The organism is Bacillus sp. JKS001846 (assembly GCF_900176455.1).
Classification (GTDB): Bacteria; Bacillota; Bacilli; order Bacillales; family Bacillaceae_G; genus Bacillus_A; species Bacillus_A cereus.
Genome location: NZ_FWYG01000001.1, coordinates 369,337 through 382,453 on the forward strand (window position 1 = coordinate 369,337; position 13,117 = coordinate 382,453).

Here is a 13,117-nt window from a genome sequence, read left to right on the forward strand (position 1 = left end):
ATTTGATCCCGCTATTTTCCAGGCAGTAAGACCCCCACCTCAAAATCAGCGAAAGCAAAGAAGTTAGGTGGGGGGCGGGCTGCCCGTAAAAGCCCGATTGGTGAGGGCTGATAATCAACGGGGGATGAACAAAACCCCCGTTGATTAAAGTTTCACTTTATCTTATCGATTTAGTTCTAGTTGTAAATTATCGGCTGTTAGAGCCATTTGTGAGGAATCATCTTGAATTCCTTTCATTACTTGTGAAATAGCTTGTAGCTCGTGTTCAATTTTCTTATTCTGTTCTTTTGAGTTAGACATATCTTTTACAATTTCTTGGAAGTATCGATCTGTTGCTGACATACTATCCGTTCCTTCCGATACGAGAGAGCTAATTTGTTTCACGGAAGACGAGACACGGGTAATTTGTTCATTTGTTTTTTCAACGAGCTTTGTAACGTTAAATATAGATTCTTTCGTTTGCTCTGATAATTTTCGAATTTCACCAGCAACAACAGAAAACCCCTTCCCAAATTCTCCAGCACGTGCAGACTCGATAGCTGCATTTAGTGCGAGTAAATTGGTTTGCTCCGCAATCGATTTAACAATATCTATGATTTCATTAATTTTGTTAGAAATATTAAGGAGTTCATGAGTATCTGTAATAATCGTTTCCATATTCATTTGAATAGATCCCATTCGTTTGTTTTGCTGGTTTAATTGTTCTTTCCCTTTATTGGCTTTTTCTTCAGATGTTGTAGCTAATGATGTACCTGTTTTAGCAATCTCTACAATAGTTTCAGATTTGGCGGTTAGTTTTTGAATAGAAGAGCTTGTTTTTTCAGATACAGCAGCTAGTTCTGTTGCGATATGCGTAATTGTCATAGCAGTTAGTTCTTTTTCTTTCTCATGCTCTTTTTGCATTCTTTCATATTCAGATTCATAAGCTGCAAGAACAAGTTCTTGTTCAAGAGTAAATAATTTATTTATAACATTTATAGAATAGGAAAAATCATCGATTGTTGTTATTTTTGTTTGCAAAATCTTCATGATAGAGCGGAACAATTCTTGATAAGCAGCAGTATACCATTTTCGATGTAAACCAATTTGTACATGCCTTTTGGCAATCCTAACACGCTGTTCAATAAAATCTTCATGCATATTGCCGCTGAATAATTCTTTAATATGTGTTTTTAAAGTTTGTTTTAGTTTTGGAATAGAGCTGTAACGTTCAATAATAGTAATTAAATTAGGTTGTTTTGTAATGTTGGCATAGAATTTTTCAGTAATCCAATCAATTTCTGCATAAATAAAAGGCTGTAGTACTTTTACAACTTGTAAATCTTCTTTTGAAATATGTAGCATATCCATTTGAATTTTTAATTCAGAATTAGTAGGGACATTAAAAGTTATTTGTTGGTCCTTACTTAATTCGATTATACTGGCATTTGTTTTATTAATATTTTTTTTGAAAACCCCAAGCATCATTCTTCCCCCTGTATATAAAACGTTTTCAATTTTAAAACTAATATAGAGTAATTATATATGCTTATATATAATTACTCTATATTAGTTCGTTGAATAGTATATAAATTAAGAGAATTCTATCTAGAATTCTCTTAATGGCCTTTATTAATTTTAGCATGTGTTTTAAAGAAAACAGGGAAATGAACATTATATATTACAGTGACGACACGAATAATGAATGTTACTAATAAACAAACATAGAAAGCTAACACGTGCGCCCCCATAGCGTGTGTGATTAGGAAGCTAATTGCTCCTAAGATAGAAGCGATTGCGTAAATCTCTTTTCGGAATACGTAAGGGATATCTTGAGCACAAATGTCACGCAAAATACCGCCTCCAATACCTGTAATGACTCCCATTGAAACAACTAGAAATGAGGCGTCAACATGATGTGACATTGCCGCATTTGCACCAATAGCTGTAAAAACACCTAAGCCAACAGCATCAGAAAGCATAATAACGACTTGAAGTTTATTGATGCGCTCAAAAAACATACAAGTAAATAATGCTGATAATACACTTACGAAAAAGTAAATGGGTTTTACAAATGCGACAGGGGGCAGGTTACCAATCATGATATCACGAATAATACCGCCGCCGAGCGCAGTAGCTACAGCTAAACAAAGGACACCAAATAAATCTAAATCTTTTTTTAAACCAACTAATGTACCAGAAATGGCAGCAGCGATAATGCCAAGAAACGTAAATATATCGATTAATAACATGGCCTTAATCCCTTCCTCTTAAAGATGTTCCAGAGAAAAAATATACACTAAAGTATTGGAAATAACAATTACTTTTCGCTACATGTAGAAAAACGGATAAAATTCATAAAGAAAGCGTTTGAAAATGTTTGGAAAATAGCCATAAAGTAATTTGAAAAAGATATGAAAAGATTAATTTTACATTTTTTGATGTTGTTTATTTGGTAAAACATTACAATTATAGGTAGGTTATTTATATTTGTATAAAATGATAAAAAAATATTTATATACTGACAAAAATAAGGGGATGGTTGTTAGATAGATTTTATAAAAATAGGGGAGTATAGCTAAAGGACGATAATTTCTATTACTGATTAATACTTGTCCTGGCTAGTTTTAGCTGGAAAAATAGTTCTCGATTTGAATATGAGTTATGTTATAATTGCTAGGTGTGTTTGAATGATAAAAAATTATGATTAAAAGATAATGTTAAGATTTTGTATGGAGGTCTTGGAATGTTAGCAAATCAAGCTAGGGTTAGATTTGAGCATTTTTTGCTCTTTTTTATTATTTTACAGCCTGTTTTAGATTTATTAACGTCTCTTAGCATCACTTTATTAAAGTCAAATGCTACCGTTGGAATTTTAGTAAGATTCCTTATTATGGCTGTTGGTGGTATTTACATTTTAATTCAGGCAAAAGAGAAGGAAAATAGAAAGTTTTTAATTTATCTTATATTGTTAGCCGGAGTTTTAGGGATAGGATTTATTAATAACAAACTAGTTAAGGATCCTATTGTACTTAGTGAAGAGGTTAAATTCGTTGCGAAAGCATTATATATATATATCATGCTGGGATCATACATTTTAGCTTTAAAATCATTGAAAAAGACAGTTAATATTAGTGATAAGGTTCGAAATAGTATTGTATATTCTACATTAATCATTAACGCAATTATGGTTATTTCTATTTCAACATCTACTGACTTTGGTAGTTATGAATGGATGAAGGTTGGTTCTCGAGGTTGGTTCTATGCAGGGAATGAACTAGGTTCAATCTTAGCTATTATTTTCCCTATTGTAGTACTATATTCTATTCAAAAAACAAAGAGCTGGAAACACATTCTATATTGGATTCCATCACTTTTAATGATTTATTCGCTAATTCAAGTTGGTACAAAAGTAGGAATGGGCTCAATTGGTGCTACGCTAGCGGCAGCAATCGGGATTATTTTACTACAATTATTATTTGATAGAAAAAATCCGAACAAAAAATCCCTTGCACTTAATGCAGTAATTGCTATTGTCCTATTAGCTGGTGTAGTCGGAACGTTTAAACAAACGCCATTAGCACAAAATATGGGTATTCACAATAATTATTTATCAGAGCAAAATGTGGCACAGCAAGGTCAAAAAGAAAAAGAAATTAAAGAGAAGCTGAAAAAAGAGCAAGAACTTAAAGCAAAAGAAGAAAATCATCATAAAGTTGAAAAGCCAGAAGAAAAGGCGAAGATAGAAGAGGAAGTTAAGAAAGAGCTTGAGAAAGAGCAAAAGAAAGAAAATCAAGAAAATCTTATTTTCAGTGGACGTCAAGTATATGAAGAAAGACATAAGCAGTTCTTTAAAGAAGCGCCAATGTCACAAAAGTTATTAGGAATGGGTTATGCAGGTAACTTTAAATACAATGAACAAAAGCAGCCAGATCCAAAACTAATTGAAATGGACTTCCATGATTGGTTTTATGATTTCGGGATTATTGGCTTTGTATTACTAATGATTCCATTTATTTATTACGGGCTAAGAATTCTACTAGCATTTGCTACGAGATTTAAGGACATATTTAATATAAAATATGGAATGATTTCAGCAAGCTTATTGTTAGCGTTAGGTATTGCTTATATTGCAGGACATATTTTAACAGCACCAGGAGTTGGGATTTACTTTGTAGTGGTGTTAGCTTATCTAATAGTAGACCTAGAAATTGAATGATAAAAATAAAAGCTAACTTTTGTTAGCTTTTATTTTTTAGTACAGTAAAATAAAAATAGATGGAAACGTAGCGAGGATTTAAAGGAGGAAAAAATATGAAAATATTGCATATGAATGCAGGAGCAGAAGATGGAGGAGGGAAAACACATATTATTTCACTTCTCGATCAGTTTCCAACTGGTGAAGTAGAATTAGCAGTATTTGAAGATGGAATTGTTGCGAAGGAAGCAAGGGAGTTAGGGATAAAAGTCCATGTGTTTTCACAAAAATCGCGCTATGATTTATCCATTTTAAAGAATATAAGTGAATTTATTAATAAAGAAAAATTTGATGTAGTTCATACACATGGCCCTAGGGCTAATTTCTATGTTTCTTTAATGAAAAAGAGAATAAAGGCAAAATGGGTAACGACTATTCATAGTGATCCATTTCAAGACTTTACTAAACAGGGCTTAAAAGGTTGGATTTTTACGAAATTAAATTTGAAAGCCTTAAAAAATATAGACTTATTTTTCGTTGTAACAAATAGATTGAAAAAAAGCCTGGCAGCATTAGGTATTTCAAATGAAAAGATGCATGTTATTTATAATGGAATTGAATACGATAAGGAAAAAGCAGAAGGCTATAATAAAAAAGAAATGTTCAATATTGATGAAGATGTATTTACGGCAATCCAAGTAGCACGATTACATCCTGTCAAAGGACATGAAGTTTTATTCGATGCGTTACAACAAACAAAATTAGAGAAAATTAAAGTATTATTAGTTGGCGATGGCCCATTAGAAGAAAATCTAAAGTCATTAGCTACTGAAAAAGGGATTAACGATAAAGTAGAGTTTTTAGGACATCGTCAAGATGTAAAACAATTATTTGCGTCGTCACATGTAAATTTATTAACTTCCCATAGTGAAGGGTTCCCACTAGTTTTATTAGAAGCGGCAAATCAACGCGTACCATCAATTGTGACTAGGGCTGGAGAAATTGAACCATTAATCGTAGATGAAACTTACGGATGGATTGTGCCAACAGGTGATGGAAAGGCATTAGCATTAGCTTTAGAAGAAGCGTATGATAAGTGGAAAACTGGAGAGTTAGCAGCAATGGGTAAACATATTTATGAGCATGCTACTATGAACTTCTCACTTCAGAAACTATATGAAGATACAAAGGAAACATATAAGCAATTAATAGCGAAAAACTTGTAATGATAGAGAGGATAGTTAACTATGGCAGTACAAACAGTTGATATTCTAGGCGTTCCTTTTTCTACAATGACAATGGATGAAACGGTCCAATATTTAAAAGAACAACTAGAAGCGGAGCGAACTCATACGTTTCAGGTAGTAACAGCAAACCCTGAAATTGTTATGTGCGCAAAAAAGGATGAAAAGTTCTATCAAACATTATTGAATACAGATTTAATTACACCTGATGGTATTGGGGTTGTAAAGGCAAGCGGGATGCTTGGTACACCTTTAAAAGAACGTGTAGCAGGTTTTGATTTAATGTGTAATTTACTTGCGAAGTTATCAGAAGATAGTAAGCCGGTATCTGTTTTCTTATTAGGTGCAAAGCCGCATGTTGTACAAGCTGCAGCAGATCATTTAACAAAGACATATTCAGCTGTATCCATCGCCGGTATACAAGATGGTTATTTTAAACAAGAAGACGAAGAGAATATTATTTCTCGCATTCAAGAAGCAAAACCAGATTTATTACTTGTTGCACTTGGTTTCCCGAGACAAGAGAACTTTATCCAAAACAATAAGCATCGTTTAGAAACGAAAATGGCTGTTGGAGTAGGTGGAAGTTTAGACGTATGGGCTGGAGAGGTAAAACGTGCACCAAAATGGATTCAAGCGATTCATTTAGAGTGGTTTTATAGATTATGCAGTAATCCAACACGCTGGCGTCGTCAGTTAGTATTAGCGGAATTTTTAAAAGAAGTAATGCGTTCGAAAAAGTAGCGAAATATCGCTGCTTTTTTTATTTATTCATTTTTAATAAATTGAAACTTTAATCAGTGAGGCATCCCCACAGATTATTAGCTCTCACCAATCGGGATAGACGTTTTACTTTTTGGGAATGATGAAGGAGAATTTTTTACACAAAAGTATTTTACTTATACAATTCACACATGTAAAATGATGTGTAAAGACACCTGTGTGAGGAGGACTTCTAGTGGGCAAGGTTAAAGAAATTTCGAAGCGCAAACTACTAGGTATAGCTGGGCTTGGATGGCTATTTGATGCAATGGATGTTGGAATGCTTTCATTTGTAATGGTAGCCTTGCAAAAGGATTGGGGATTAAGTACGCAAGAAATGGGCTGGATAGGCAGTATTAACTCAATCGGTATGGCAGTAGGAGCGCTTATTTTTGGGATACTATCAGATAAAATAGGGCGAAAATCAGTCTTTATTATTACATTATTATTATTTTCTATCGGTAGTGGTTTAACTGCATTAACAACAACACTTGCGATGTTTCTCGTTTTACGCTTTTTAATTGGTATGGGGCTTGGCGGAGAGCTTCCGGTTGCCTCTACACTAGTATCAGAGAGTGTTGAAGCGCATGAACGTGGGAAAATTGTTGTGTTATTAGAAAGTTTTTGGGCAGGTGGATGGCTAATTGCAGCTCTTATCTCGTATTTTGTTATTCCTAAATATGGTTGGGAAGTTGCGATGGTATTGAGTGCAGTTCCAGCATTATATGCTTTATATTTAAGATGGAATTTACCGGATTCCCCAAGGTTCCAAAAAGTTGAAAAAAGGCCATCTGTTATTGAAAATATAAAATCAGTTTGGTCTGGGGAATATCGTAAAGCAACAATTATGCTATGGATTCTATGGTTTTGTGTTGTTTTTTCCTATTATGGAATGTTCCTTTGGTTACCGAGTGTAATGGTGCTAAAAGGATTTAGTTTAATAAAAAGTTTCCAATACGTACTTATTATGACATTAGCTCAACTTCCAGGATATTTCACAGCTGCTTGGTTTATTGAACGTCTCGGTCGTAAATTTGTTTTGGTTACGTATTTAATCGGGACAGCTTGCAGTGCTTATTTGTTTGGGGTTGCGGATTCATTAACAGTATTAATCGTGGCAGGTATGTTACTATCCTTCTTTAACTTAGGTGCTTGGGGAGCATTATACGCCTATACACCTGAGCAGTATCCAACGGTTATTCGTGGTACAGGTGCAGGAATGGCAGCGGCATTTGGTCGTATTGGTGGTATTCTTGGGCCACTATTAGTGGGATATTTAGTTGCCTCAGAAGCTTCACTATCATTAATATTTACGATTTTTTGTGGATCAGTTTTAATTGGTGTATTCGCTGTAATAATACTTGGACAGGAAACGAAGCAACGAGAATTAGTATAAAGTGAAAATTTGAACGTATCCCTGACCGTTTATTATCCTACACTACTCAGCTCTTTATAGGCAGTTAGTGCGGGATAAAAGGGGAGAGGAAACCGAAGTGGTTTCCTTTTTTCTGTTTTTTTAGATAAATAATGGTATAGTAAGAAAAAGGGATTATTTCTTATAAAAGCGAATGTATACAACAGGACATATGGACAAAGAATTAGGTGGTTGAAGAAATGAAAATTTTACTGATCATGGAAGAGGCAGAAGAGAGAAGAGAGTTAGCTGAAAATTTCACTGAAAATATGAGAAATGTAGAATGTTTTGAAGCAAAGACAGGAACAGAATCTTTATTTATGATGAAAAAACATATACCAGACTTTGTTTTTTTAAGTTCCAAATTACTAGATGGTACTGGTTTTGAATATGCAAGTTTATTACGAGAAATAAATTGCTATACAAAATTTATTTTTGTAGGTGAAAACATAGAAGAATCTATTACAGCTTTTCGTTTCCAAGCATTTTATTATTTATTGCGACCATTTCGTGAAGAAGATTTACAATTTCTTTTATATAAAATAGGTAAAGAACAAGGTGAGAAAGCAAAGAGTTATTTGCGAAAACTACCGATAGAAAGTCAAGAGGGTATACGATATATTCTTCCAGAAGATATCGTATATGTAAGTAAAAATAAAGAAAATAAAACTGTTTCAATTTACACAACGAATAATCAGTATATTTCAACATATACACTTCAGGAATTAGAAAATAAGCTAAATGCATATGATTTTTTACGTGTACATAAAAGCTATTTAATTAATATGTCATATGTAAAAGAACTGAAACCTTACTATAATGGCACGTATAATTTGTATTTAGATAGGTATGATGAGCAACCGATTCCAGTCAGTCGTAATTATGTAAAACGCCTTCGAAATAACATTGAATTATAGTAGGTAATGAGAGTATTTTAACATGATAAACTGAAAATCCTTCATGATAGGGAGGATTCAAGTTAAATATTCAGAAAATTTAGTACAATCTCCACTAAGAAATAGTATTGGGGGAATTGTATGTGAAGACATTGAAATCGATCTTACTTTGGGGCGTTATTACAGCAGTAGGAGCAGGTGCTTTTGGGGTAATAGCTTTATCACAAGGTGAAACCATTAATGCTGTATGGCTCTTAGTAGCTGCCGTATGTGTATATGCAGTTGCTTACCGCTTTTATAGTAGATTTATAGCGAGAAAGGTTTTTAATTTAGATGATAATCGGCAAACACCAGCCCATACATTAAACGATGGGAAAGACTATGTTCCAACAAATAAATGGGTATTGTTTGGACATCACTTTGCAGCGATTGCTGGGGCGGGACCTTTAGTAGGACCGATTTTAGCAGCACAAATGGGATATTTACCAGGAACCATTTGGATTATTGTTGGGGTAGTTGTTGCGGGGGCTGTCCAAGATTTTGTCATTTTATTTGCTTCGATGAGACGTAATGGTAAATCGTTAGGAGAAATGATTAAAGATGAGATTGGACCTGTTACAGGACTAATTGCAATGATAGGTATTTTAGGAATTATGATTATTTTATTAGCAGTATTAGCGTTAGTCGTAGTAAAGGCACTAATCGGAAGTCCTTGGGGAATGTTTACGATAGCAGCAACGATTCCTATCGCTATTTTAATGGGAGTTTATATGCGCTATATTAGGCCTGGTCGTGTTGGAGAAGGATCAGTAATTGGTATTATCCTACTTATTTTATCTCTTGTTGGAGGACAGTATGTAGCAGAAAATCCAACACTTGCAAGTATGTTCACATTTAGTGGTGAAACAATTGCTATTATGCTTATTGTATATGGATTTATCGCATCGGCATTACCAGTTTGGATGCTTTTAGCACCACGTGATTATTTAAGTACATTTTTAAAAGTCGGAACAATTGTAGGGTTAGCAATCGGTATCTTAATTGTAGCACCAGATTTACAAATGCCAGCAGTTTCGAAATTTATTGATGGAACTGGTCCTGTGTTTTCTGGAAACTTATTCCCGTTCTTATTTATTACTATTGCTTGTGGTGCAGTGTCTGGATTCCATGCTCTCGTTTCATCAGGTACGACGCCGAAGATGATCGAGCAAGAGGGACACGCACAGCCAATCGGTTATGGAGCAATGTTAATGGAGTCGTTTGTAGCAGCGATGGCGATGATTGCGGCTTGTGTATTAACACCGGGAACGTATTTTGCAATTAATAGCCCCGCAGCACTTATCGGTACAGATGTTTCGCAGGCAGCTCAAGTTATTTCCTCATGGGGATTTGCTATTACACCAAATGAACTAAAAGATCTCGCTGTAAATGTTGGAGAGCAAACAATTTTATCACGTACAGGTGGTGCGCCAACATTAGCGATAGGTATGGCATATATTTTCTCAAAAGTAATAGGTGGAACGGCCATGATGGCATTTTGGTATCATTTTGCGATTCTCTTTGAAGCTCTATTCATTTTAACAACAATTGATGCCGGAACGCGTGTCGGCCGATTTATGATTCAAGATATTTTAGGGCATGTATATAAGCCATTTGGGAAAACGGATTCTACATTAGCGAATGTAATCGCTACAACATTATGTGTATTAGGGTGGGGATATTTCTTATACCAAGGGGTAATAGATCCGCTCGGTGGAATTAATACATTATGGCCACTTTTCGGTATTGCAAATCAAATGCTAGCAGGTATTGCATTATTACTTGGAACGACAATTTTGTTCAAAATGGGAAAAAAGGCGTACGTTTGGGTAACACTTATTCCAACTGTCGGGTTGCTGATTGTAACGATGACGGCGGGATATCAAAAGCTATTTCATGAAAATCCTAAAATTGGATTTCTATCGCATGCAAAGGTATTTCAGGGAGCATTAGATGAGGGAAAAGTGTTAGCGCCAGCAAAAAATGTTGCTCAAATGAAGCAAATTATTTTCAATGATTATATCGATGCAGCGCTTTGCGGAATTTTTATGATAGTTGTAATCGCTGTGTTAATTTCAGCACTTCGAATTTGGATCCAAGTATTAAGAAATAAGCCAATGCCGTTAAAAGAGGCACCATATATTCCTAGAGATGAAAGTGAGTCGAGGAACTATGCTTAAAAAGTTGTGGCAAGTATGGGGTGAAAGAAAACGCTTTATTAGTTTGCTCGTTGGGGTACCAAGTTATGAAGTATATGTGGAGCATATGAAAAAGCATCATCCTGAAGAAGAGGTTGTATGTCAAAAGCAATTTTTTGCTGAGGCACAAGAAGCAAGATTTAATGCAAAGGGTGGAAAAATATCACGCTGTTGTTAATGAAAAAGGGCGAGTTTTCGCCCTTTTTATTTTTTTGCTGTTTCACGTGGAACAGCAAAAATAAACAAAATATTTGGGAATTAAAGGTATTTCGTATACAATAAGGTGAGGAAGGGGATAGATGGAAAAGTAGGGAGATTATTTTATGTTAAGGGACTTATTTGTAAATACAACAATTATTCTTTCCTTTATTTTTATTGGAGGTCAGCTTTTAAGGGATAAGCCGTTAAAAGAAGGATTCTCTTTTGGGCAGAAATGTGTAGTAGGCATTTTTACTGGGATACTAGGTATAGTATTAATGTATTTCAGTGTTCGTGTTGGTACCATTCTATTGGATTTACGCTACTTAGCTGTTATTCTAGCTGTTATTATTGGAGGACCGATAGCGAGTACCATAACAATTGGTATGATTTTAGTAACTAGGCTGTTGTTTATGGATTATTCATTAGCTTCTCAAGTGGCTTTTTATACAATCATTGCGATAGGAATAGGGAGTATCTTTATTTCGCGCATGAAGCTTTCTTTAGGGGGAAAGTGGGTATGGTTACACACATATATTTTATCTATTCTAATCCCAGCGTTATATATATGGTTAATTAAAGAGATCCACATAGTGGGATTATATTTAATTTCTAGTATTATTACAGGTTACATAACATTCATAAGTGCAAATTATGTTTTACAATCCAATGAGTTATTTCAAAAGATGAAACAATACGCAACGATAGATGCATTGACAGGTTTAGGAAACGTAAGACAGTTTGATTTAGAGATGAATCGTCATATTAGTAATAAGAACATGAAAAATGATTCGTTTTGTTTACTACTTATAGATATTGACCACTTTAAGTATGTAAATGATACGTACGGGCATCCTGCAGGGGACGAAGTGCTAAAACAAGTAGGATGTATTTTACGAGAAACTTCACAATTTCCAGATTTGGCTTTTCGAAAGGGTGGAGAGGAGTTTGCGCTTTTGATACCGAATAAGGGATTAGCTTACGGAATTCTTACGGGCGAGCAAATTCGTACAGCTGTTGAAAGTCACTCATTTCAATTGTTAGATGAAACGAAAATAAAAATTACAGTTTCGGTGGGGGTTTCAGAATATGAAGGATCACCGGAGCAATTTATTCAAGCGGCAGATGATGCGTTATACTACTCGAAACGAAATGGTAGAAATAAGGTCAGCTCTGTATCTTAAAGATAAGATGACCAGAAGACATAAAGCTTATAAAAAACACTCACAGAGGCAATGTATGAACTTTGTGAGTGTTTTTTATTTATATATTAGACAAGTTCTTTTGATACAACAAATTTACGATATGCACCATGGTGAGTTGGACCTACGTATTCGTTAATTTTGAATGAGTAACGAATAGCAGCTGTGATGAATTCTTTAGCAGTTTTTATTGCTTCTTTCACAGGTTTTCCTTTTGCAAGTTCTGCTGTAATTGCAGCAGAATATGTGCAACCTGCGCCGTGTGTATTTGTCGTATCAATTTTTTCTGATTCTAGAAGGTCGAATGTTTCTCCATCATATAGGACGTCGATTGCAGTTTCCGTACCAAGTTTGCTACCGCCTTTAATTAGGACGTATTTCGCACCTAAAGCATGGATCTTTTTCGCTGCTTCTTTCATGTCTTCAAGAGAATTAATCTTTACGCCACTTAATTGGTAAGCTTCAAATAAGTTTGGTGTTACAACTAATGCCTTTGGAACAAGAACGTCACGTAAGCAATCATTCGTTTCAGGATGTAATGCTTCATCAGCACCTTTACATACCATAACAGGGTCAACTACTACATTTTTGAAATTGTGCTTTTCGATTGTTTCTGCAACCATTTCAATAATTTCTACTGATCCAAGCATACCTGTTTTTAAAGCGTCTACGCCAACACCTTCAATTGTTGTTTCTAATTGTGGTTTTAATGTAGAAGCTGGGATTGGAAATACGTTATGTGCCCAACCGTTATGTGGATCCATCGTTACGATTGTTGTAAGAGATGTCATTCCGTATACGCCCAGTTCTTGGAATGTTTTTAAATCTGCTTGTATACCAGCACCGCCACTTGTGTCAGAACCAGCGATAGTAAGTGCTTTATTTAATGTCATTATGAAAGCCCCCTCGAGTGATATAATGAAAACTATGTTCTCACCATTATATCAATGTTACGAATAAGTACAAAGTGAAAAGTAGATGATTTAT

11 protein-coding genes are annotated in these 13,117 nt (G+C 34.7%); 8 read left to right on the plus strand and 3 right to left on the minus strand.

Annotated elements, in window-relative coordinates; translation table 11 throughout:
• Positions 1–162 precede the first annotated feature (162 nt).
• A complete protein-coding gene (locus tag B9A45_RS02070) occupies positions 163–1,464 on the minus strand; it encodes a globin-coupled sensor protein (RefSeq protein ID WP_000901887.1) in 1,302 nt (433 codons plus the stop codon).
• A gap of 134 nt (positions 1,465–1,598) precedes the next feature.
• Positions 1,599–2,231, minus strand: a complete 633-nt coding sequence (locus B9A45_RS02075) for a trimeric intracellular cation channel family protein (RefSeq protein ID WP_000924369.1) — start codon at positions 2,229–2,231, stop codon at positions 1,599–1,601.
• 494 nt (positions 2,232–2,725) lie between these two features.
• On the opposite strand from B9A45_RS02075, the gene B9A45_RS02080 reads away from it, so the two are divergent.
• The 8 genes from B9A45_RS02080 to B9A45_RS02120 all read left to right on the plus strand — a co-directional run bounded on the left by B9A45_RS02080 (position 2,726) and on the right by B9A45_RS02120 (position 12,112).
• Positions 2,726–4,198 carry an O-antigen ligase family protein gene (locus B9A45_RS02080; protein WP_000880749.1) on the plus strand — a complete coding sequence of 491 codons (1,473 nt, stop codon included), beginning with the start codon at positions 2,726–2,728 and terminating at the stop codon, positions 4,196–4,198.
• A 95-nt stretch (positions 4,199–4,293) separates the two neighbouring features.
• Positions 4,294–5,403 carry a glycosyltransferase family 4 protein gene (locus B9A45_RS02085; protein ID WP_000697464.1) on the plus strand — a complete coding sequence of 370 codons (1,110 nt, stop codon included), beginning with the start codon at positions 4,294–4,296 and terminating at the stop codon, positions 5,401–5,403.
• A gap of 21 nt (positions 5,404–5,424) precedes the next feature.
• Positions 5,425–6,165, plus strand: coding sequence for a WecB/TagA/CpsF family glycosyltransferase (locus B9A45_RS02090; RefSeq protein WP_000290748.1), 741 nt, complete (start codon positions 5,425–5,427; stop codon positions 6,163–6,165).
• 214 nt (positions 6,166–6,379) lie between these two features.
• Positions 6,380–7,579, plus strand: a complete 1,200-nt coding sequence (locus B9A45_RS02100) for an MFS transporter (RefSeq protein WP_058840337.1) — start codon at positions 6,380–6,382, stop codon at positions 7,577–7,579.
• A 218-nt stretch (positions 7,580–7,797) separates the two neighbouring features.
• Positions 7,798–8,514: a LytR/AlgR family response regulator transcription factor gene (locus tag B9A45_RS02105; RefSeq protein WP_000698256.1), complete on the plus strand. Its 717-nt coding sequence runs from the start codon at positions 7,798–7,800 to the stop codon at positions 8,512–8,514.
• Positions 8,515–8,636: 122 nt separating this feature from the next.
• The gene (gene cstA / locus B9A45_RS02110) at positions 8,637–10,712 is read left to right on the plus strand and encodes a carbon starvation protein CstA (protein WP_084063831.1); all 2,076 of its coding nucleotides are present in this window, start codon (positions 8,637–8,639) and stop codon (positions 10,710–10,712) included.
• Positions 10,705–10,908, plus strand: coding sequence for a YbdD/YjiX family protein (locus tag B9A45_RS02115; protein WP_000914504.1), 204 nt, complete (start codon positions 10,705–10,707; stop codon positions 10,906–10,908). The genes cstA and B9A45_RS02115 overlap by 8 nt, the downstream gene beginning before the upstream one ends.
• A 145-nt stretch (positions 10,909–11,053) precedes the next feature.
• Complete coding sequence (locus B9A45_RS02120) at positions 11,054–12,112, plus strand: GGDEF domain-containing protein (RefSeq protein ID WP_000942901.1); 1,059 nt, start codon at positions 11,054–11,056, stop codon at positions 12,110–12,112.
• A gap of 86 nt (positions 12,113–12,198) precedes the next feature.
• Here the strand turns inward: B9A45_RS02120 and pdxK are convergent, their stop codons facing one another.
• On the minus strand, positions 12,199–13,023 hold the full coding sequence (gene pdxK / locus B9A45_RS02125) for a pyridoxine/pyridoxal/pyridoxamine kinase (protein WP_084063832.1): 825 nt from the start codon (positions 13,021–13,023) through the stop codon (positions 12,199–12,201).
• Positions 13,024–13,117: the final 94 nt, after the last annotated feature.

Excerpts from the sequence above, each read along its gene's own strand:
- B9A45_RS02070 (WP_000901887.1), bottom strand. The coding sequence starts at position 1,464 with ATGCTTGGGGTTTTCAAAAAAAATATTAATAAAACAAATGCCAGTATA.
- B9A45_RS02075 (WP_000924369.1), bottom strand. The coding sequence starts at position 2,231 with ATGTTATTAATCGATATATTTACGTTTCTTGGCATTATCGCTGCTGCC.
- B9A45_RS02080 (WP_000880749.1), top strand. The coding sequence starts at position 2,726 with ATGTTAGCAAATCAAGCTAGGGTTAGATTTGAGCATTTTTTGCTCTTT.
- B9A45_RS02085 (WP_000697464.1), top strand. The coding sequence starts at position 4,294 with ATGAAAATATTGCATATGAATGCAGGAGCAGAAGATGGAGGAGGGAAA.
- B9A45_RS02090 (WP_000290748.1), top strand. The coding sequence starts at position 5,425 with ATGGCAGTACAAACAGTTGATATTCTAGGCGTTCCTTTTTCTACAATG.
- B9A45_RS02105 (WP_000698256.1), top strand. The coding sequence starts at position 7,798 with ATGAAAATTTTACTGATCATGGAAGAGGCAGAAGAGAGAAGAGAGTTA.
- B9A45_RS02115 (WP_000914504.1), top strand. The coding sequence starts at position 10,705 with ATGCTTAAAAAGTTGTGGCAAGTATGGGGTGAAAGAAAACGCTTTATT.
- B9A45_RS02120 (WP_000942901.1), top strand. The coding sequence starts at position 11,054 with ATGTTAAGGGACTTATTTGTAAATACAACAATTATTCTTTCCTTTATT.
- pdxK (WP_084063832.1), bottom strand. The coding sequence starts at position 13,023 with ATGACATTAAATAAAGCACTTACTATCGCTGGTTCTGACACAAGTGGC.